Here is a 19,180-nt window from a genome sequence, read left to right as displayed (position 1 = left end):
CTCACGGGGCGGTGGCCAAGCTGGTTAAGGCAGTGGGCTCATAACCCAACGATCGCGGGTTCAAGTCCCGCCCGCCCTACTCTCCGTGCACTCCGTCGCGGCGCCTCAGTGGGTCTTGGACGCGTCGGGTTGTCCAGCGGGCTCCAGGAGCTCGTCGACGAGAGTGATCCCGCCGCTCGAGTTCGCCGAGTGCGCCAGATCCTCGATCCATCGGCGGCTCAGCTCCGGTGCCTCGGTCTCGTCGAACACGAATCGGAGCGGAATGGACGGATGCAGCCAGACGGTCGAGCGCCCCTCGGACTGGCCTTCCTGGTGCTTCCAGGTCAGGGTGAAGCTCTCGTTACGGCGCAGCTTGGTGGCGACGACGACCTTGAGGTGGGCGAGCGCTCGGTCTTCGATCTGGATCGGCTCCGAGCCGCCGTAGTAGAGGGAACCCATACCTCGGAATCTATGACGCTCCGAGGCACCGACCCGACAGGACCGCCCCGGCGCGCGAGCGATGCGAACACTCTGTTCGCGTGGTGTCATCGACGGTGGGTCGCCGCTGTCACGGAGGGAAGCACGCCGAAGCTCTCGCGGTAGGCGACCGCGAATCGCGAGGGATGCGAGAATCCCCACTTCCGCGCGACAGCCGCGACGGTGCTCTGGGCACCGGAACGGAGATCACGGTGGGCGCCGTCGAGGCGCGCCCGCCTCAAGCACTCGGCCGGGGTCGTGTCGAGCGCACGCCGGAACGCGTACTGCAGCCCGCGGGTCGAGATGTGGACGGCTGATGCGACGTCGTCGACCGTGATCGGGCGATGCGCGTTCTCTGCGATGAAGTCCAGGGCCCGACGCACTGTCGCGGGCGCAGGGGTCGTCTGAGCGGGTCGATGCCTGTGCAGCCGGCCCGTCGTGGAGAAGGTGGCCAGAGTCGTCGCTGCGGCATGTCGGGCGAGCTCGCTCCTGAGCAAAGCGGTGTCACCGTCATCGTCATCGTCGAGAGACTCGGCGCTCTGCTCGAGGTACGCGAACATTCGAGACCACGCGTCGGCGGCGCGATCCGAACGCGGGGCGAGGTCGGCCACGTGCAGCGCCACGGTGTCGTCCCCGCTGATCTGCTGGGCGAGGCTCTGCAGGGAGGCGCGCTCGAAGATGAGCGCGGTGACCCTGGCCCCACGCTCCCACTGCGCGTGCACTCGAGGGCCGTCGGACAGCCAGGGGCGACTCGCGACGAGCTCGGACCGGTCGGAGCGCAACTGAGCATCGGGCCCCTCGACACGGCACGCGATGAACTGATCCTCGGGTTCGGCTGTCGTGCGGACCTTGGCCGCGAGGTCGTATCGAACCAGAGTCAACTCGCCGAGTTCGACGGACTTCCAGTCGAAGTAGAGGCGGTGGGGATCCACATCGTGCAGGACCGCCGAGGGCACGAACTGCTTCCAGGTGCTCTCGACGCGCGCGACATCAGCCGTTCGGAATCGCATCCGCGTCCACCCCCTCGGTGGTGCGGCGGACACGAACGGGCCACGTGCCGTCGAGGCGGTCTTCGGGATCGAGCCGACCGATGCGGATGAAGTATTCCGTCAGGCTTGCCGCCTGCGAGCGCGCCCAGCCCACCTGCCGCGTGTGCAGTTCTTCGAGTGTCTCCGGCAACACGAACTGGCGCGCCAGCGCCTGAGCCACGCGGCCCGCCGCGACAGCGTCTGCGGCGGCTTCGTGTGCGTCCTCGAGCTGCACCGCGTAGAGCGACGCGACGACCTGCAGGGTCCGCTTGCCGGGGCGGTATCGGTCGTACGCCTTGTCGATGACGAGGGGATCGATGATCGGTGCGGGATTCGTCAGCGCTTCGATGCCGTGGCGGTGGGCCTCGTGCGCCAGGAGCGAGAAATCGTACGCCGCGTTGTAGGCGACGACAGGGACACCCTGCGAGAGGAGCGAGCGCAGAGCTGCGGTCACCTGGCCCACCACCTCGCCCGCCGGACGCCCGAGACGCCGAGCCCGCTCGGTCGTCACCCCGTGAATCGCGGTCGCACCCTCGGGGATCGGGATCCCGGGATCGGCGAGCCAGTCGCGCGCTGCGATCTCGCGGCCGTCCGCGTCGAGAAGGCCGACGTGTGCGGTGACGACGCGATCGTTCTCGACATCGACCCCGGTGGTCTCGAGGTCGAAGACGCCGACGCGCGTGATCCAGTGCGGAAGCGGAGGAGCCGGGGGCATGGAAACACCGTAGATCGAGGTGCCGACATCCGTGCGAAGGCACACGGACAGCGTCGAGGAGCCGCCCATAGACTTGGTCCATGAGCGTCCCCTCTCCGTACTCCGATCGCCTTCGACGCCTCCCGGTCGAGCGCCGCGAGGTGGAGGTGCGCGAGGGTACGACGGTCTACTGGGAGTATGGCTCCGCAGACGCCGAGGTCACCGTCATCGCGGTGCACGGCTTCCGCGGCGATCACCACGGCCTCGAGTCCGTCCTCGCCTTCCTGCCGGAAGCGCGCGTCATCGCTCCCGATCTTCCGGGGTTCGGCGAGACGGCTCCGGTGCCGGGTCGTGCGTACGACCTGGCGGAGTACGTCGCATGGCTCACCGAGTTCGCGGCAGCCGTCGCCCCCGGTGCGGTCATCCTCGGACACTCCTTCGGCTCGATCGTCACGTCCGCCGCAGTCGCGGGCGGACTCGAGACCCCGCGTCTCATCCTGATCAACCCCATCGGCGCCCCGGCGCTGGAAGGGCCGAAGGGCATCATGACCCGTCTCGCGGTCATGTACTACGCCCTGGGCGCTCGGCTTCCCGAGAAGCTGGGCACCGCGCTGTTGCGCAACCGTCTGATCGTCCGGGTCATGAGCATCACGATGGCCAAGACCTCGGATCGTGAGCTCCGCCGATTCATCCATGACCAGCACGACACCTACTTCTCGCGCTTCGCCGACCGTGATGTGCTCCGGGATGCGTTCGTGGCGAGCGTGTCACACGATGTGAGCGAGTTCGCCGCCGCGATCGACGTGCCCACCTTGCTGGTCGCTGCGCAACGCGACGACATCACGCCGATCGAAGTGGAACGAGAGCTCGTGACGCGGTTCGACGACGGGACGTTGGTGGAGATCGCGCACGTCGGCCACCTGATCCACTATGAGACGCCCGCCGAAGCGGCGGGCGCCATCCGACGATTCCTCAGGATTCCCGCCGCGCGAGGCCGATGAGCCCCGCGACCCGGAACGGGATCACCTCGCCCATCGCAAGGGAGGTCTCGGTGCGCTCAACGCCGTCGATCGACAGGATGCGTGCATCCGTGTCGAACAGGTGGCGAGCGTCGCGGCACGCGACACGAGCGAGCAGGTCGATCGAGCCGCTGAGCCCGTGGGCCTGGACGACCTCCGGGATGCGAGCCAGCTCGTTGATGATGCGAGGCAACTCGGTCTGACGGACCCCGATGCTGACGAAGGCCTGCAGGGGGAATCCGAGGACGTCGGTGGAGAACGACCGCTCGTACGACATGAAGACGCCGGTCTGCTCGAGACGCGCCATACGCGCCTGGATGGTGTTCCGTGACAGCCCGAGATTCTCCGCCAGCGCGACGATCGTGACGCGAGGGTCATCGGCGAGAGCGGCGAGAAGTTCCAGATCGATGCGGTCAAGTCCGGCCATAGTGCCAAACGATAGCAGGGGCACCCCCGCCCGGATTGGGCAACATGCTCAAGCCGCTCCCGGTTGCTTGAGCGAGGTGATGAGCGGACGTACTCTCGAGTGAACCGGCGATGATGCCGGGGCCGCGCGTAGAACCCGTGACGACGGCCACTGATGAGGAGGACGATGATGTCACCGCAGATCACCCCGATCGCCGACACGGCACAGGATCTCGAACTCGCAGAGCGCATCCTCACGCCCGACGGCACGCGCATCGCGAACCCCCAGCTCGACGCGTTCGTCGACGACATCGACGCGGCGTCACTGCGCGCGCTGCACCGCGACATGGTCATCCTCCGCCGGATCGATGCCGAGGGCGTGGCGCTCCAGCGTCAGGGGCAGCTGGGCCTGTGGGCCCCGTGCCAGGGTCAGGAGGCGACGCAGATCGGCACCGCGAGGGCGCTCGCCCCTCAGGACTACGTCTTCCCCAGCTACCGGGAGACCGGCGTGATCTACGCGCGCGGCGCGAAGCCCGGCGACTATGTGCGCATGTGGCGTGGCGAGGAGGGCGCCGGGCACGACCCCGCGTCGCTCCGTGTGGCTCCGTTGCAGATCATCATCGGCGCGCAGACGCTGCATGCCGTCGGGTATGCGCTCGGGATCCGGCACGACGGAGCAGACGAGGTCGCCGTCACCTACTTCGGCGATGGCGCGACCAGCCAGGGAGACGTCAACGAGGCGATGATCTTCGCGTCGTCGTATCAGGCGCCCGTCGTCTTCGTCTGCCAGAACAACCACTGGGCCATCTCGGAGCCCGTGTCGGTGCAGTCGCAGTACCCGATCGCCGGCCGCGCTCCCGGCTTCGGCATTCCGAGCCTTCGGGTCGACGGCAACGACGTCCTCGCCTGCATGGCCGCGATGCGCTGGGCGCTCGCACATGCACGTTCGGGCAAGGGCCCCGCATACATCGAGGCCGTGACGTATCGGATGGGACCCCACACGACGGCCGATGACCCGACCCGCTACCGCAAGGACGACGAGCTCGACGCCTGGCGCCGTCGCGACCCGATCACCCGCCTGGAGGCGCACCTTCGCGCACTCGGCGAGCTCAGCGAGGACCACATGGCCGAGACACAGGCCGCCGCCGACGTCGTCGCCCGCGAGATGCGCGCCGAGTGCCTGGGCATGGTCACCCGGCCGCCGCTCTCCGTGTTCGACGGCGTCTACGCCGAGCCGCACACGGGGCTCGACCGTCAGCGCGGCGAGTACGCCGCATACCTCGCATCCTTCGAAGGCGAGGCGTGAACGTGACCGAACTCACTCTCGGAAAGGCCCTGGGCGCCGGTCTCCGCCAGGCGATGCGCGACGATGAGAAGGTCGTCCTGCTCGGAGAGGACATCGGAAAGCTCGGCGGAGTGTTCCGCATCACCGACGGGCTGCTCGATGAATTCGGAGCCTCGCGCGTGATCGACACCCCGCTCGCGGAGTCGGGCATCGTCGGCACTGCCGTCGGACTCGCCTTCCGCGGATACCGTCCGGTCGTCGAGATCCAGTTCGACGGATTCGTCTATCCGGCGTTCGACCAGATCGTCGCCCAGGTCGCGAAGCTCCACTACCGCACGCAGGGCCGCGTGAAGATGCCGATCACGATCCGCATCCCGTGGGCGGGAGGAATCGGTGCGGCGGAGCACCACTCCGAGTCGCCGGAGGCCTACTTCGTGCACACGGCGGGACTCCGCGTGATCGCGGTGTCGAATCCCGAGGACGCCTATCGGAGCCTGCGCCAGGCGATCGCCTCCGACGACCCGGTGATCTTCTTCGAGCCGAAGCGGCTGTACCACCACAAGGGCGACGTCGACCTCGACGCCCCGCTGGCGGACGCCGCGCCCATGGGCCTCGCCCGTGTCGTCCGGTCGGGCACGGATGCGACTCTGATCACGTACGGCGCCATGGTCTCCACGGCGCTGCAGGCAGCAGAGGCCGCCGAGGACGAGGGGACCTCCCTGGAGGTCATCGACCTGCGGTCGCTCTCGCCCGTCGACTACGACACGATCGCGACGTCCGTCCGCAAGACGGGGCGCGTGGTGGTGGCTCACGAGGCGTCGCGCGAGGCCGGCATGGCGGCGGAGGTCATCGCGAGCATCACCGAGCTGTGTTTCGAGTACCTCGAATCCGCGCCTCTCCGGGTCACTGGGCACGACGTGCCGTACCCGCCCGCGAAGCTCGAGAAGTACCATCTGCCGGATCTCGATCGTCTGCTCGACGCGGTCGACCGCGTGCTCGACCGCCCGAACAGTCTGACGGGAGCCGACGCATGATCGCCGAGTTCCGACTGCCCGACCTCGGTGAGGGACTGACCGAGGCGGAGGTCATCCAGTGGCTGGTCGCACCGGGCGACGCGGTGGCGCTGAACCAGACGCTCGCCGAGGTCGAGACCGCCAAGGCCGTGGTCGAACTGCCCTCGCCATACGAGGGCGTCGTGTCGACACTGCACGCAGAGGCAGGGGAGACCGTCGCGGTCGGCTCGCCGCTGATCGCCTTCGATGTGGAGGGAGCCGAGGAAGCCCCTGCCGTGAATTCGCCCGCAGAGGAGAAGGCGCAGCCCAACCTCGTCGGGTACGGCGCCGCGCCGTCGGCATCCGGTCGTCCGGCTCGCCGCGCACGGCGGGCGGGAGGTTCGACGCCGGCGACCGACACCGCGGTCCTCGAAGCGGCACCGCACGACGCATCTCCGACCGTGAGCGTCGAGACGGTCGTCGAACGTCCCCGCTCGACCCCGCCCGTGCGGGCTCACGCGAAGCGTCTGGGAATCGATCTCGTCCTGGTGGCCGCTTCGGTGGGCGACCGCGTCATCCGGCGCGACGACATCGACGAATATGCGGCGCGCACCGGCATCGGCTCCGCGGAGACCGCCCCTCCGACGGATGTGCCCGCTCCCGAGCTCGCGGCGCCGCCGCACGAGGCAGTGCGCGAGACCCGGATCCCGATCCGCGGGGTGCGCAAGCACACGGCGGCCGCGATGGTCGAGAGTGCGTTCACGGCGCCACACGTGACGGTGTTCCACACCGTGGACGTCACAGCCACGATGGATCTCCTCGCGTCACTCAAAGAGGATCGGGCACTGTCAGCGCACCGGATCGGGCCGCTCGCCGTCGTCGCCAAGGCCGTGTGTCTGGCGCTGGGGCGGACACCGGGCCTGAACGCCCGATGGGACGAGTCCGCGGGAGAGATCGTCCGGTACCACTACGTCGACCTCGGTATCGCGGCGGCGACCGAACGCGGTCTCATCGTGCCGAACATCCGCGACGCCGAGGTGCTCACCCTCCCGGGCCTCGCAGACGCGCTTCGTTCCCTCGCCGAGACGGCGCGTGCGGGGAGGACATCGCCCGCTGAGCTGTCGGGAGGCACGTTCTCGATCTCGAACATCGGTGTGTTCGGGATCGATGCCGGCACACCGATCCTGCCACCGGGGCAGTCCGGCATCCTCGCGGTGGGCGCGGTCAGACGTCAGCCGTGGGAGTACCGCGGCGAGATCGCGCTGCGCCAGGTGATGACGCTCAGTCTGTCGTTCGACCACCGTCTCGTCGACGGAGCGGAGGGAGCGACGTTCCTCAAGGACGTGGCCGACGTGCTGGAGGAGCCCGGGCGCGCGATGCTGCTCAGATAGCCGCGCGAAGCGCCGACTCCGCCATCGCGGCGAGCACTGTCGCGGTGGCGGAGCGCTGGCGGGCGGCCGCACGGGTGCTGTGCGGGGTGGAGTTGATGAGCCCGAAGCACGCCTGCACGCGCAACCGCAGCTCGTCGGCATCGGCCTCGACGAGCGGGGCCAGCGTGCTGATCCACAGCTCGATGTAGGCGCGCTGCAGACGCCGCACCTCCGCGTGGTCGCGGGCGTCGAGCTGGGCCACGTCCCTGTCGTGCACGCGGATCACGTCGGCGTGTCCGAGCGCGAAATCCACGTGGAAGGCGACGAGCGCGCGCATCCGTTCCTCGGGGGTCGATCCTTCGGCGGCGACGCGGGTTCCGCCGGCGACGAGGTCGTCGCTGACCTTGACGAGGACGGCCCCGAGCAGCGCCTGCTTCCCTGCGAAATGGCGGTAGACAGCGGGACCGGACACCCCGACGGCTGCGCCGATGTCTTCGAGGCTCACGCCGTTGTACCCGCTGTCGGCGAAGAGTCGTGCAGCTTCTCGGAGGATCGCGTCGGAGCGCTCTGCCTTGGCGCGGTCTCGCGCGGTGACGGGGCTTGTCATCTCAGTTAATCCTCGCTAACCTGATGCAATCGGTTAGTGAACACTAACCGAGAACGCATCGAGTGCGCCAGAGCGAAGTCGCAGGCGCCACGTGGGTCGAGGAGGACAACACGATGCCCGCAACCCAGCAGTCTCTCGCTGCCGAGCTGCACCACCGACTGACGGTCGTCGCTCAGGGTGGGCCGCAAGCCTCTCGCGACCGTCATGTCGCGCGCGGAAAGCTCCTGCCGCGTGAGCGCGTGGCCCGGCTCCTCGATGAGGGGAGCCCCTTCGTCGAGATCGCTCCGCTGGCGGCCGACGGTCTGTACGGGGGAGAAGCACCCGCGGCAGGCGTGATCGCAGGCATCGGCCTCGTGCACGGGCGGCACGTGATGGTCGTCTGCAACGACGCCACGGTCAAGGGTGGCACCTACTACCCCCTGACGGTGAAGAAGCACCTGCGCGCGCAGGAGATCGCCCTGGAGAACCGTCTGCCCTGCCTGTATCTGGTCGACTCGGGCGGGGCCTTCCTCCCCAAGCAGGATGAGGTGTTCCCCGACCGCGAGCACTTCGGTCGGATCTTCTTCAACCAGGCCCGCATGTCGGCCGAGGGCATCCCACAGCTCGCGGCCGTCCTCGGCTCGTGCACGGCGGGCGGGGCGTACGTCCCCGCGATGAGCGACGAGACCGTGATCGTCCGAGACCAGGGCACGATCTTCCTCGGCGGCCCGCCCCTCGTGAAAGCGGCGATCGGCGAGGTCGTGTCGGCCGAGGAGCTCGGCGGCGGCGAGCTGCATGCCCGACGCAGCGGCGTCGTCGACCACCTCGCAGAGGACGACGAGCACGCCCTGGAGATCCTGCGCGACATCGTCGCCACGCTTCCGGCTCCACAGCTGCCCGCCTGGGAGGTGCACGACAGCCGTGCGCCCGCGGAGCTCGGATCGCTCTACGACGTCGTCCCGGTCGACGTCAACGCGGCTTACGACGTGCACGAGGTCATCGATCGCCTGATCGACGCCGACAGCTTGCGTGAGTTCAAGGCGGAGTACGGGAAGACCCTCGTCACCGGGTTCGCCAGGCTCCACGGCCACCCGGTGGGGATCGTCGCGAACAACGGAGTCCTCTTCAGCGAATCGGCGCTCAAAGGGGCGCACTTCATCGAACTCTGCGATCAGCGCGGCATCCCGCTGCTGTTCCTGCAGAACATCACGGGTTTCATGGTCGGATCGGATGCCGAGGCCGGCGGGATCGCGAAGGACGGCGCGAAGATGGTGACGGCCGTGGCGAGTACGCGGGTGCCCAAGCTCACGGTGATCATCGGTGGATCCTTCGGCGCGGGCAACTACTCGATGTGCGGCAGGGCCTACTCTCCGCGCTTCCTCTGGACCTGGCCGGCCAGCAGGATCTCCGTGATGGGCGGTGCGCAGGCAGCGTCCGTGCTCTCCACCGTCAAGAGCGACCAGCTCGCCTCCCGGGGTGAAGACTGGAGTTCTGAGGAGCGGGCATCATTCGAGACGCCGATTCGCGAGCAGTACGAGACGCAGGGCGAGCCGTACTATGCGACCGCCCGACTGTGGGACGACGGAATCATCGACCCCGCCGAGACCCGCGATCTCCTCGGCCTCGCTCTCGACGTGGTCGCCCGCAGCCCACTGCCCGAACCCCGCTTCGGCCTCTTCCGGATGTGACCGCGATGACCATGCAGACCATCCAGCGATTCGACGCGGTCCTCGTCGCGAACAGGGGCGAGATCGCGCGCCGGATCATCCGGACCCTCCGTGCCCTCGGCATCCGCAGCATCGCGGTCTACAGCGATGCGGATGCGGATGCGCCGCATGTGCGGGAGGCCGACGATGCCGTGCGGATCGGCGTCGCTCCCGCTGCCGAGTCCTACCTCGACATCGACGCCGTGCTCGGTGCCGCGCGCGCCAGCGGGGCTCAGGCCATCCATCCCGGATACGGGTTCCTCTCCGAGAGCGTGGGCCTCGCAGAAGCCTGCGCAGAGAGCGGCATCGTCTTCATCGGTCCGTCGGTCGACGCTCTGCAGATCATGGGAGACAAGGCGAAGGCGCGGGATCACGTGATGCGATCCGGCGTGCCGGTGGTTCCCGGATTCGACGCCCGGGGGCTGTCCGACGCGGAGATCGCCGAAGAGGCCACAGCCGTCGGATTCCCGCTGCTGGTGAAGCCGAGCGCCGGAGGCGGCGGCAAAGGGATGGAGGTCGTCGCCGGTGCGACGGCGCTCAGCTCGGCGCTTGCGTCGGCCCGACGGGTCGCGTCATCGGCGTTCGGCGATGACGCCCTCATCCTCGAGCGACTCATCCGGCGTCCGCGTCACATCGAGGTCCAAGTGTTCGGCGACGTCCATGGCACGGTGATCGCACTCGGCGAGCGCGAGTGCACGCTCCAGCGTCGACACCAGAAGGTCATCGAGGAGGCACCGTCTGCAGGCATACCGGAGGCGACGAGGAGTCGTCTTATGGATGCGGCGATCCAGGCCGCCGAGAGCGTGCGTTACGTCGGCGCGGGCACGGTGGAGTTCCTCATCGACGCGGACGAGCCGGACGACGTCTTCTTCATCGAGATGAACACGCGTCTGCAGGTCGAGCACCCCGTCACCGAGGAGGTGACCGGACTCGACCTCGTGGCCCTGCAGATCGAGGTCGCCGCGGGAGGGCGCCTCGGAGAGGCTCCGCCGGTACGCGGCCACGCGGTCGAGGCGCGCGTGTACGCGGAGTCGCCCGAACGGGGGTTCCTGCCGTCCACGGGTCGCGTGCTGCTGTTCGAGCCGCCACAGGGGGTGCGCGTGGACGCGGCGGTCGAGACGGGCTCCGAGGTCACAGGGTTCTACGACCCGATGATCGCGAAGGTCATCGCCGTCGCCGCCGACAGGGCCACAGCTCTCCGTCGCCTCGACGAGGCACTGAGACGGACCGTCGTGCTCGGGGTCGACACGAACATCGCCTTCCTGCGCACGCTGTGCCAGGACGAGCGTGTGGTGGCCGGAGATCTCGACACGGGGCTGATCGAGACCCTTCTCCCTCTGCAGGTCGTCCAGCCGACGGCGTCGATGCTGGCCGTCGCGGGAGACCTGACCCGGAGCGACGCCGCCTCGGGGGCGGGTGCACAGATCACGCGCCGCGCCGGCGCGGTGTGGAGCGCTGTCGGCGCTGGCGCGTCCCGCGAGGCCGCATTCCTCACCGATCAGGACGAGATCCTCTTCGCGCCGGAAGCGCATGACCCACACGGACCGGGCGTCGCGGTCGCCACCGACGGCGACGGCGCGGTCTGGGCGAGCGAGGACGGTCGCACGGCACGACTGCGCCCGGTCGATCGCCGCCAGCGCATGCAGCGACGCCTGCTGGCACGTGATGAGCGAGCCGAGGCGACCGGCCCCGAGGCCCGCGCCCCGATGCCGGGCAGCATCGTCGCCGTGCACGTGGCCGACGGCGACTCGGTGACGGCGGGCACGCCGATCGTCTCGATCGAGGCGATGAAGATGGAGCACCCCGTGCTCGCCCCGCACGACGGGGTCGTGAGCCTGCTGGTCGCCGTGGGCGACCAGGTGCGGCGTGACCAGCCGGTCGCCCGCGTGACGACGGAGGAGAACCGATGATGCAGGATCTGACAGACGAGGAGCGCGAACTCGCAACGATGGTGCGCGACTTCGCCGACAGCGTCGTCGCACCGCAGTCGTACGAAGCCGACCGCACGCACACGCTCTCGATGGACGTCGTGGGGCAGATGGGTGACCTCGGTCTGTTCGGGTTGCCGTTTCCCGAGGAGTACGGCGGGCAGGGTGGCGACTACATGGCCCTGGGCATCGCGATCGAGGCTCTCGGTCGGGTCGACCAGTCGATCGCGATCACCCTCGAAGCCGGCGTGAGTCTCGGCGCGATGCCGGTGTTCCGATTCGGAACCGAGGAGCAGAAGCAGGAGTATCTCCCCGATCTGCTCAGCGGGCGCGCGTTGGCCGGATTCGGTCTGACAGAGCCCGAGGCCGGCAGCGACGCGGGCGCGACTCGCACGACGGCGCGCCTCGACGGGGGAGAGTGGGTGATCGACGGATCGAAGCAGTTCATCACCAACTCCGGGACGCCCATCACCCGATTCGTGACGGTCACCGCCGTCACCGGCAACGAAGGCGGACGCAAGGAGATCTCCACGATCATCGTCGCCAACGGCACGCCGGGGTTCACTGTGGAGGCTCCCTACGACAAGGTCGGATGGAACGCCTCCGACACGCATCCGCTGACCTTCGACGGTGCACGAGTGCCGGCGGGGAACCTCCTCGGAGCGCGGGGGAGCGGCTTCCGCAACTTCCTCAGCATCCTGGATGAGGGGCGGATCGCGATCGCCGCGCTCTCGACGGGTGCGGCGGAGGGATGCCTCGAGGCGGCCGTCGACTACGCGAAGAGCCGCACGATCTTCGGAAGCGCGCTCAGCACACGTCAGAACGCCCAGTTCACCCTGGCGCGGATGCGCGCGCGGGTGCACACTGCTCGGCTCGCCTGGCATCATGCGGCGAGGCTGCGGGACAGCGGACTCCCGTTCGCGGAGCAGGCCGCCATCGCCAAACTCGTCGCAGGCGAAGCCGCGATGGACAACGCGAGGGATGCGACCCAGATCTTCGGTGGCAACGGATTCATGAACGAGTTCCCCGTGGCGCGCCACTACCGGGACTCGAAGATCCTCGAGATCGGCGAGGGCACCACGGAGGTCCAGCTGCTCGTGATCGCGCGGGGCCTCGGGCTCGCCGGGTAGCGTGGCAGCATGCGACCTTCCTATCGACCGAGGGGGCGACAGTGACCGCACGCGACATCATCCAGCGGGGCCTCTACTTCGAGGAGTTCGTCCTCGATGCCCGCTACCTGCACCGTCCAGGGCGCACGGCCACCGAGGCCGACAACGTGCTGTTCACGACGCTGACGATGAACACGCAGGCGCTGCATCTCGATGCGGCGTTCGCTGACGCGCAGGCGCCGTTCGGCGCGCGCCTGATCAACTCGATGTGGACGCTGTCGACGATGGTCGGCGCATCCGTGGCCCAACTCACCCAGGGAACCCTCGTGGCGCAGCTCGGCTTCGGCGACGTCACGTTCCCGCACCCGCTGTTCGCGGGCGACACCCTCTACACGGAGAGCCTGATCACCGACAGGCGACTGTCTGCCTCGCGTCCAGGACAGGGGATCGTGACCATCGCTCACACCGGGCGCAACCAGGACGAGACCGTCGTCGCCACGGCGACGCGGTCGGTGCTCGTGCATTGCCTGCCTGACGGGGGAGCCCGATGACCTTCGAACTCGGACCGGCACTGCTGTTCTGTCCGGCTGATCGCCCCGAGCGTTTCCGCGGCGCGCTGGAGAAAGCGGATGCCGTCATCCTCGACCTCGAGGACGCCGTGCTCGCGGACGCGAAGGCGACTGCTCGGGGCAACCTCATCGATGCCGATCTCGATCCCGATCGGGTGGTCGTCCGTGTCAACCCGCCGGGGTCCGATGCGTTCGCATCAGATCTGGCGACGCTCTCGCAGACGGACTTCCGCACCGTCATGGTCGCCAAGACCGAGAGTCCCGAGAGCCTGGCCGCCTTCGACGAGAGGTTCTCGCTGATCGCACTGTGCGAGACGGCACGCGGCGTGCACGCAGCGGACCGGATCGCGGCCCATCCGCAGATCGTGGCGATGATGTGGGGTGCGGAGGATCTCGTCGCATCTCTCGGAGGGACCTCGAGCCGCCTCGCCACCGGTGGCTATCGCGACATCGCGCGCTATGCGAGGTCGCGCGTGCTCCTCGAGGCCGGCGCGCAGGGCAAGGGAGCGATCGACGCCGTGCACATCGACATCGACGATCTCGACGGTCTCACCACGGAGGCGGAGGATGCTGCGGCATCGGGCTTCGCCGCGACCGCCTGCATCCATCCGAGCCAGGTCTCGGTGATCCGTGAGGCCTATGCGCCCACCGAGGCTGCTCTCCTGTGGGCACGGTCCGTGCTCACAGCGGCCGAGTCCGAGCGCGGTGTGTTCCGTTTCGAAGGGCGGATGATCGATGAGCCGGTTCTTCGGCACGCACGCTCGGTGCTCGCCCGAGCGCGCTGAGTCGGTTCGGAGCGAGGCCGATCTCGGTCAGCGGGTCAGATCAGGACGGACTGGTCCAGCAGGCGCAGCATCCCCGGAGACGCCTCGAAGCGATGCGCGGACCCGTTGACGATCGGGTCGCCGTCGCGGGGGAGAGTGCCCCCGGAGACGTGAGCGATCAGCGAGCGGATCACGCCGCCGTGGGCCACGACGATCACCGATTCCGCGAGGGGAGTCGAGCGTCGACGGGAATCACGGGCGATCGCGTCGAGAGCGCCCATCGAACGCTCCGCGACCTCTTCGAGCGTCTCCGCACCGGGGACCGGAGACTGCCAGTCACCGTAGGTCTGCATGTACTCGGAGACGAGCATCCCCTCGCCCTCTCCGAACTCGCGCTCGCGGATGTCGGGCACGAGCACAGGCGCGCCGAGACCGAGCTGCGCTGCGATGATCTCCGCCGTCTCACGCGCCCGCGCGAGCGGGCTGCTGTAGATCGCGTGGTGCGTGGTTCCTTCGAGGCGCTCGGCCGCGGTGCGTGCGTCTGCACGACCCCTCTCGTTCAGGGGGATGTCCGTCGAACCCTGGATCCGCCGAGCGAGGTTCCAGTCGGTCTGACCGTGACGGACGAGGGTGAGCAGGGTCATTCGAGAAGCTCCTGGATGGCGGGGAGCACGTCGCTGGTGCCTGCGGCGATGGTGACATCGGCCCAGACATCCGCGCGCGTGGGCTCGCGGTTGACGATGATGAGGGGGATGCTGCGACGCCGCGCCCGTTCGACGAGACGGACCCCCGAGTTGACGACGAGCGAGGACCCGGCGACGATCATCGCATCACTCGCACGGAGCAGGGACTCGGCGGCCTTGAAACGGTCCTGAGGGACGTATTCGCCGAAGAACACCACGTCCGGCTTGAGCATCCCGCCGCACACTGTGCAGACGGGGACGATGAAGCCGTCGGTGCTCTCGGGCAGCACGTCGCCGTCGGGGGCCAGTGCGACGTTCTCCGGCACCGAGATCCACGGGTTGCGCTCTTCGATCTGCGCCGCGATGTCTCGACGATCGAACACCTGCCCGCACTTCAGACAGAGCACACGGCGCATCGTGCCGTGCACCTCGATCACGTGCGAGCTGCCCGCACGGAGGTGAAGTCCGTCGACGTTCTGTGTGATGACGCCACTGACGTGGCCGGAGGACTCCATCGCCGCGAGCGTGACGTGCCCGGGGTTCGGGTCGGCTCTGGCGAACGCGCGCCATCCGAGGTGCCCGCCGACCCAGTAGCGGCGCCGAGCGGCTTCATCGGCCAGATACCGCTGGATGGTCATGGGGTCGGACCGGTTGCGGGATCCCTCGCCGCGATAAGCCGGGATGCCGGAGTCGGTGGAGATGCCTGCTCCCGTGAGCAACGCGATCCTGCGACCCCGAAGGAGTTCGGCGGTGCGAGCGATGGTGGCCGACAACTCGACCGGACTCGATGTGCTCACAGGACCTCCTCCTGGGAGTCTACGGCGTGCGGTGAGGGCCACGCTTCGCAGTCGTTCGCGGAACGCGCCGAGCGAGCGATGGCAGACTGGGGCGCGTGGAACTGCTGCGCGTGACGAACCCCGACGATCGACGACTCGACGACTACCGGGGGCTCACCGACACGGCGCTGCGAACGGTGAAGGAGCCGGAAGGCGGGCTCTACATCGCCGAATCCACGAAGGTGATCGCCCGGGCTGTCGCGGCGGGACACCGTCCTCGCTCCGTCCTCGTGCAGGAGCGTCGCATCGACGACATCCGAGCGATCGTCGGCGATCTGGACGTGCCGGTGTACGTCGTCCCCGACGAGGTCGCCGAATCGGTGACCGGCTTCGCGGTGCATCGCGGCACGATCGCGTCGATGCATCGACCCGAGCTGCCGCCCGTCCGTGAGGTGATCGACGGAGCGACCCTGGTCCTGATCCTCGAGAACGTCGGAGACCACACGAACGTCGGTGCGGCGTTCCGTGCGGCCGCGGGACTCGGAGCGGATGCCGTGCTGGTGTCGCCCGGGGGAGCGGACCCGCTGTACCGACGCAGCGTGCGCGTCAGCATGGGGACCGTGTTCCAGGTTCCGTGGACCCGCATCACCGACTGGGACACGGCGATCGCGGATCTCCACGGCGCGGGTTTCGACGTCGCCGCGCTGGCATTGCGCGACGATGCGGTGACGCTCGACACGTACGCCGCGCAGCGCCCGGAGCGTGTCGCGCTCGTGATGGGGTCAGAGGGCGACGGGCTCTCGCGCACGGCACTCGAGAAGGCGGACACCGTCGTGACGATCCCGATGGCCGGAGGCGTCGACTCCCTGAACGTGGCGTCTGCGGCGGCGGTGGCGCTGTGGGCACTCCGCTCGAACTGATCGGCTGACCCGCTGATCATCCGACCCGCAGCCCCGGTCGTCAGTCGAGCTCGGGGAAGACGACCGGCGACGGCTCCGGTCGCTTCGCCATGATGTGATCCCCTGACGACTCGTGGCGCAGACGCCGCAGGACCCAGGGAACGAGGTGCTCGCGCGCCCAACCGAGATCTTCGGAGCGCGCCTCGCGCCAGGTGCGGATCGGGATCGTCCCGGGCTGCATGGCCTCGAGGTCGTTGGGGACGTTGAGCGCGCGCAGAGCCATCCGCGCGACTTCGTGGTGGCCGAGCGGGTTGTAGTGAAGGCGGTCGTCGTCGAAGAAGCGCATGTCCTGCACGACCTTGAGCGCCCACTGGTCCGCGACGATGCAGTCGTGTCGCTCGGCGATCGCCCGGATGTTCTCGTTGTAGATCGCGACCTTGCCTCGGAAGGCGCGGAAGACCGGAGTGAATGCGGTGTCGACTCCGGTGAAGAGGAGTACTGCTGCCCCCGTGGACGACAGACGGGCGACCGCATCCTCGAGCTGGACGGCGATGGCATCCGGATCGGTGCCGGGACGGATCACGTCGTTCCCCCCGGCGCAGATCGAGATCAGATCAGGATGCAGGGCGATCGCCGGCTCGATCTGGTCCTGCACGATCTGGGCGATCAGCTTGCCGCGCACGGCGAGGTTCGCATAGGCGAAGTCGTCGACCTGCTGCGACAGCACTTCGGCCACCCGGTCGGCCCACCCGCGGTGACTCCCGGGATGCGAGGGATCGGGATCGCCGATCCCCTCGGTGAACGAGTCGCCGATGGCGACGAAGCGGCGCCACGGGTGCGCGCTGGCATTGTCGGTCTGCGGGGTTCGGGTCGAATCCTGGTCTGTCATCCAGCTCTCCTTCGCGAACGGACGCGGCCCGTCATGGCGACCGCGCAGTGACCGAGCCTACTCGGATGCGCAGGCCGGCGGCGAGGACGCGCGCGGGCGTCACCATGATCGCGCCGAGTGTCGGCGGCAGCGATTATCGTTGTCTCGATGCTCTCTCCGTCCTTTCCTCAGCGCGCCCCCTGGGGTACCGCGAACAAGCTGCGCGCATGGCAGCAGGAAGCTCTCGAGCAGTACTTCCAAGCCGACCAGCGCGACTTCCTCGTGGCGGCGACACCCGGCGCCGGAAAGACGACGTTCGCCCTCACGCTCGCGGTCGAGCTCATGCGCATGGGCGAGGTCAACCGCATCATCGTGGTCGCCCCGACGGAGCACCTCAAGACGCAGTGGGCCGATGCCGCCGCACGCGTGCACATCCGACTCGACCCGCGGTTCCGGAACAGCGACTGGGCACCCGCCCGGCACTATCACGGCGCCGTGGTGACGTACGCGCAGGTCGCTGCGAAGTCGTCCGTCCACCGGCACCTCACGGAGGACGCGAAGACGCTCGTGGTCCTCGACGAGGTGCATCACGGCGGGGACGCGCTCAGCTGGGGCGACGCGATCCGCGATGCCTACGGGCCCGCGAAGCGGCGGCTGCTCCTCTCCGGTACGCCGTTCCGCAGCGACACGGCGCCCATCCCGTTCGTCGAGTACCACCCCGACGAATCAGGTGCGCGCATCTCTCGCACCGACTACAACTACGGCTACGGCCGGGCGCTGGCGGACGGCGTCGTGCGACCGGTGCTGTTCCACATGTACGCCGGCAAGATGCGGTGGCGCACGAGCACCGGCGATGAGCTCGAGACGCATCTGGGGCAGGACAACACGAAAGACGTCACATCTCAGGCGTGGCGCACGGCTCTCGACCCCGAGGGCGAGTGGATGCCGGCGGTGCTGTCGGCGGCGGACCGCCGCCTGACCGAGATCCGCAACCATGTGCCGGACGCCGGGGGGCTCGTCCTCGCCACGGACCAGACGGTCGCGAGGGCGTACGCGAAGATCCTCCACAGCATCACCGGTCAGCGGCCCACGGTCGTCCTGTCCGACGACGCGACGGCCTCCGAGCGCATCGAGAAGTTCAGCGCGAGCGAGGATCGCTGGATGGTCGCGGTACGCATGGTGTCCGAGGGGGTCGACGTCCCTCGTCTCGCCGTCGGCGTGTACGCGACCTCGTCCTCGACTCCGCTCTTCTTCGCCCAGGCGATCGGCCGCTTCGTGCGTGCGCGGCGTCGCGGCGAGGCGGCGAGTGTGTTCCTGCCCCAGGTCCCGGTGCTCATGGGGCTCGCGAACGAGATGGACAAGCAGCGCGAACACGCGCTCGACCGTCAGTCGAAAGACGACGACGGCCTCGAGGACTCGCTGCTCGAGTCTGCGAACCGCGAGGAGGAGACCTCTGACGCGCTGACCCAGGAGTTCAGCTACCAGGCGCTGTCGTCGGTGGCTCACTTCGATCGCGTCGTGTTCGAGGGGCAGGAGTTCGGACAGCTCGCCGAACCGGGGACGCCCGAAGAGGAGGAGTTCATCGGGTTCCCCGGACTCCTCGAGCCGGAGCACGTGCACGAGCTGCTCATGCAGCGCCAGGCTCGGCAGTCGCGTCTTCGTGAGGTGCGCGAGGCCGAGGCAGGGCCTGCAGAGACGACGACGCTTCCGGCGCCCCTGCATCGCACGCTGCGCGAACAGCGGCAGCTTCTGAACAGTCTCGTGGGGCTGTATGCGAGGCAGAAGGGCGAGCCGCACGGGTCCGTCCACGCGGAGCTCCGTCGTATCTGCGGGGGGCCCGCCGTCGCCCAGGCGACCGTCACCCAGTTGCAGTCGCGCATCGAAGTCCTGCGCAAGCGCGTCCGCACCTGACGGCGGCCGTCGCGGGCCGGAAAAGGCCCGGTTCGGAATCCCGAAAAGCTGGCAATCGCTGCATCCCTGGCGTTGAGAGCGTCACGCGAAGCTAGCGTTGAACGGTTGCCCCGCCCGGGGATCCCTCGATCA

The 19,180-nt window shown here is 68.7% G+C and carries 19 protein-coding genes and 1 tRNA gene; 12 read left to right on the top strand and 8 right to left on the bottom strand.

Annotated features, from left to right (window positions below; all coding sequences use genetic code 11):
- Positions 1-5: 5 nt before the first annotated feature.
- Positions 6-79: transfer RNA gene (locus tag ACTJKH_RS03940), tRNA-Ile, on the top strand.
- Positions 80-105: 26 nt separating this feature from the next.
- Here the strand turns inward: ACTJKH_RS03940 and ACTJKH_RS03935 are convergent.
- The 3 genes from ACTJKH_RS03935 to ACTJKH_RS03925 form a co-directional block, all read right to left on the bottom strand.
- A complete protein-coding gene (locus ACTJKH_RS03935) occupies positions 106-438 on the bottom strand; it encodes a DUF7882 family protein (RefSeq protein ID WP_440735832.1) in 333 nt (110 codons plus the stop codon).
- A gap of 86 nt (positions 439-524) precedes the next feature.
- A complete protein-coding gene (locus tag ACTJKH_RS03930; protein ID WP_440735831.1) occupies positions 525-1,466 on the bottom strand; it encodes a helix-turn-helix transcriptional regulator in 942 nt (313 codons plus the stop codon).
- Positions 1,447-2,199 carry an exonuclease domain-containing protein gene (locus ACTJKH_RS03925; RefSeq protein ID WP_440735830.1) on the bottom strand — a complete coding sequence of 251 codons (753 nt, stop codon included), beginning with the start codon at positions 2,197-2,199 and terminating at the stop codon, positions 1,447-1,449. Before ACTJKH_RS03925 ends, ACTJKH_RS03930 begins: the two co-directional genes overlap by 20 nt.
- Before the next feature lie 80 nt (positions 2,200-2,279).
- Between ACTJKH_RS03925 and ACTJKH_RS03920 the strand changes: the two genes are divergently transcribed.
- Positions 2,280-3,179, top strand: coding sequence for an alpha/beta fold hydrolase (locus ACTJKH_RS03920; RefSeq protein WP_259159090.1), 900 nt, complete (start codon positions 2,280-2,282; stop codon positions 3,177-3,179).
- Here ACTJKH_RS03920 and ACTJKH_RS03915 read toward each other — a convergent pair.
- Entirely contained in the window at positions 3,151-3,624 is a 474-nt protein-coding gene (locus ACTJKH_RS03915) for an Lrp/AsnC family transcriptional regulator (RefSeq protein WP_056307813.1), read from the bottom strand. The genes ACTJKH_RS03920 and ACTJKH_RS03915 overlap by 29 nt on opposite strands.
- Positions 3,625-3,792: 168 nt before the next feature.
- Between ACTJKH_RS03915 and pdhA the strand changes: the two genes are divergently transcribed.
- The 3 genes from pdhA to ACTJKH_RS03900 are packed head-to-tail and all read left to right on the top strand — an operon-like array spanning position 3,793 to position 7,270.
- On the top strand, positions 3,793-4,908 hold the full coding sequence (gene pdhA / locus ACTJKH_RS03910) for a pyruvate dehydrogenase (acetyl-transferring) E1 component subunit alpha (protein ID WP_440736144.1): 1,116 nt from the start codon (positions 3,793-3,795) through the stop codon (positions 4,906-4,908).
- Positions 4,909-4,910: 2 nt separating this feature from the next.
- The gene (locus ACTJKH_RS03905) at positions 4,911-5,921 is read left to right on the top strand and encodes an alpha-ketoacid dehydrogenase subunit beta (RefSeq protein ID WP_440735829.1); all 1,011 of its coding nucleotides are present in this window, start codon (positions 4,911-4,913) and stop codon (positions 5,919-5,921) included.
- Positions 5,918-7,270: a dihydrolipoamide acetyltransferase family protein gene (locus tag ACTJKH_RS03900; protein WP_440735828.1), complete on the top strand. Its 1,353-nt coding sequence runs from the start codon at positions 5,918-5,920 to the stop codon at positions 7,268-7,270. Before ACTJKH_RS03905 ends, ACTJKH_RS03900 begins: the two co-directional genes overlap by 4 nt.
- On the opposite strand, the gene ACTJKH_RS03895 is transcribed toward ACTJKH_RS03900, so the two are convergent.
- Positions 7,263-7,856 carry a TetR/AcrR family transcriptional regulator gene (locus ACTJKH_RS03895; protein ID WP_440735827.1) on the bottom strand — a complete coding sequence of 198 codons (594 nt, stop codon included), beginning with the start codon at positions 7,854-7,856 and terminating at the stop codon, positions 7,263-7,265. The genes ACTJKH_RS03900 and ACTJKH_RS03895 overlap by 8 nt on opposite strands.
- A 113-nt stretch (positions 7,857-7,969) precedes the next feature.
- Here ACTJKH_RS03895 and ACTJKH_RS03890 point away from each other — a divergent pair, with 113 nt between their 5' ends.
- The 5 genes from ACTJKH_RS03890 to ACTJKH_RS03870 are packed head-to-tail and all read left to right on the top strand — an operon-like array spanning position 7,970 to position 13,932.
- Entirely contained in the window at positions 7,970-9,523 is a 1,554-nt protein-coding gene (locus ACTJKH_RS03890; protein WP_440735826.1) for a carboxyl transferase domain-containing protein, read from the top strand.
- 5 nt (positions 9,524-9,528) lie between these two features.
- Positions 9,529-11,451, top strand: coding sequence for an acetyl/propionyl/methylcrotonyl-CoA carboxylase subunit alpha (locus ACTJKH_RS03885; RefSeq protein ID WP_440735825.1), 1,923 nt, complete (start codon positions 9,529-9,531; stop codon positions 11,449-11,451).
- Complete coding sequence (locus ACTJKH_RS03880; protein WP_440736143.1) at positions 11,451-12,599, top strand: acyl-CoA dehydrogenase family protein; 1,149 nt, start codon at positions 11,451-11,453, stop codon at positions 12,597-12,599. The genes ACTJKH_RS03885 and ACTJKH_RS03880 overlap by 1 nt, the downstream gene beginning before the upstream one ends.
- Before the next feature lie 41 nt (positions 12,600-12,640).
- Entirely contained in the window at positions 12,641-13,129 is a 489-nt protein-coding gene (locus tag ACTJKH_RS03875; RefSeq protein WP_259159074.1) for a MaoC family dehydratase, read from the top strand.
- The gene (locus tag ACTJKH_RS03870) at positions 13,126-13,932 is read left to right on the top strand and encodes an HpcH/HpaI aldolase/citrate lyase family protein (protein WP_440735824.1); all 807 of its coding nucleotides are present in this window, start codon (positions 13,126-13,128) and stop codon (positions 13,930-13,932) included. Before ACTJKH_RS03875 ends, ACTJKH_RS03870 begins: the two co-directional genes overlap by 4 nt.
- 35 nt (positions 13,933-13,967) lie before the next feature.
- On the opposite strand, the gene ACTJKH_RS03865 is transcribed toward ACTJKH_RS03870, so the two are convergent.
- Complete coding sequence (locus tag ACTJKH_RS03865; protein WP_440735823.1) at positions 13,968-14,555, bottom strand: histidine phosphatase family protein; 588 nt, start codon at positions 14,553-14,555, stop codon at positions 13,968-13,970.
- Positions 14,552-15,391: a Sir2 family NAD-dependent protein deacetylase gene (locus ACTJKH_RS03860; RefSeq protein ID WP_440735822.1), complete on the bottom strand. Its 840-nt coding sequence runs from the start codon at positions 15,389-15,391 to the stop codon at positions 14,552-14,554. Before ACTJKH_RS03860 ends, ACTJKH_RS03865 begins: the two co-directional genes overlap by 4 nt.
- Positions 15,392-15,486: 95 nt before the next feature.
- Here ACTJKH_RS03860 and ACTJKH_RS03855 point away from each other — a divergent pair, with 95 nt between their 5' ends.
- Positions 15,487-16,290, top strand: a complete 804-nt coding sequence (locus tag ACTJKH_RS03855) for a TrmH family RNA methyltransferase (protein ID WP_440735821.1) — start codon at positions 15,487-15,489, stop codon at positions 16,288-16,290.
- A gap of 40 nt (positions 16,291-16,330) precedes the next feature.
- On the opposite strand, the gene ACTJKH_RS03850 is transcribed toward ACTJKH_RS03855, so the two are convergent.
- The gene (locus ACTJKH_RS03850) at positions 16,331-17,158 is read right to left on the bottom strand and encodes an SGNH/GDSL hydrolase family protein (protein WP_440735820.1); all 828 of its coding nucleotides are present in this window, start codon (positions 17,156-17,158) and stop codon (positions 16,331-16,333) included.
- A gap of 147 nt (positions 17,159-17,305) precedes the next feature.
- Here ACTJKH_RS03850 and ACTJKH_RS03845 point away from each other — a divergent pair, with 147 nt between their 5' ends.
- Positions 17,306-19,048, top strand: a complete 1,743-nt coding sequence (locus ACTJKH_RS03845) for a DEAD/DEAH box helicase (protein ID WP_210097891.1) — start codon at positions 17,306-17,308, stop codon at positions 19,046-19,048.
- Positions 19,049-19,180 lie beyond the last annotated feature (132 nt).

Source organism: Microbacterium sp. 22215 (assembly GCF_052045655.1).
Classification (GTDB): Bacteria; Actinomycetota; Actinomycetes; order Actinomycetales; family Microbacteriaceae; genus Microbacterium; species Microbacterium phyllosphaerae.
This window is presented reverse-complemented; position numbering and strand designations above follow the sequence as displayed.

What these genes read in the sequence shown, in the direction of transcription:
- ACTJKH_RS03935 (WP_440735832.1), bottom strand. Translation starts at nt 438, where the DNA reads ATGGGTTCCCTCTACTACGGCGGCTCGGAGCCGATCCAGATCGAAGAC.
- ACTJKH_RS03930 (WP_440735831.1), bottom strand. Translation starts at nt 1,466, where the DNA reads ATGCGATTCCGAACGGCTGATGTCGCGCGCGTCGAGAGCACCTGGAAG.
- ACTJKH_RS03925 (WP_440735830.1), bottom strand. Translation starts at nt 2,199, where the DNA reads ATGCCCCCGGCTCCTCCGCTTCCGCACTGGATCACGCGCGTCGGCGTC.
- ACTJKH_RS03920 (WP_259159090.1), top strand. Translation starts at nt 2,280, where the DNA reads ATGAGCGTCCCCTCTCCGTACTCCGATCGCCTTCGACGCCTCCCGGTC.
- ACTJKH_RS03915 (WP_056307813.1), bottom strand. Translation starts at nt 3,624, where the DNA reads ATGGCCGGACTTGACCGCATCGATCTGGAACTTCTCGCCGCTCTCGCC.
- pdhA (WP_440736144.1), top strand. Translation starts at nt 3,793, where the DNA reads ATGTCACCGCAGATCACCCCGATCGCCGACACGGCACAGGATCTCGAA.
- ACTJKH_RS03900 (WP_440735828.1), top strand. Translation starts at nt 5,918, where the DNA reads ATGATCGCCGAGTTCCGACTGCCCGACCTCGGTGAGGGACTGACCGAG.
- ACTJKH_RS03895 (WP_440735827.1), bottom strand. Translation starts at nt 7,856, where the DNA reads ATGACAAGCCCCGTCACCGCGCGAGACCGCGCCAAGGCAGAGCGCTCC.
- ACTJKH_RS03890 (WP_440735826.1), top strand. Translation starts at nt 7,970, where the DNA reads ATGCCCGCAACCCAGCAGTCTCTCGCTGCCGAGCTGCACCACCGACTG.
- ACTJKH_RS03885 (WP_440735825.1), top strand. Translation starts at nt 9,529, where the DNA reads ATGACCATGCAGACCATCCAGCGATTCGACGCGGTCCTCGTCGCGAAC.
- ACTJKH_RS03880 (WP_440736143.1), top strand. Translation starts at nt 11,451, where the DNA reads ATGCAGGATCTGACAGACGAGGAGCGCGAACTCGCAACGATGGTGCGC.
- ACTJKH_RS03870 (WP_440735824.1), top strand. Translation starts at nt 13,126, where the DNA reads ATGACCTTCGAACTCGGACCGGCACTGCTGTTCTGTCCGGCTGATCGC.
- ACTJKH_RS03865 (WP_440735823.1), bottom strand. Translation starts at nt 14,555, where the DNA reads ATGACCCTGCTCACCCTCGTCCGTCACGGTCAGACCGACTGGAACCTC.
- ACTJKH_RS03850 (WP_440735820.1), bottom strand. Translation starts at nt 17,158, where the DNA reads ATGACAGACCAGGATTCGACCCGAACCCCGCAGACCGACAATGCCAGC.
- ACTJKH_RS03845 (WP_210097891.1), top strand. Translation starts at nt 17,306, where the DNA reads ATGCTCTCTCCGTCCTTTCCTCAGCGCGCCCCCTGGGGTACCGCGAAC.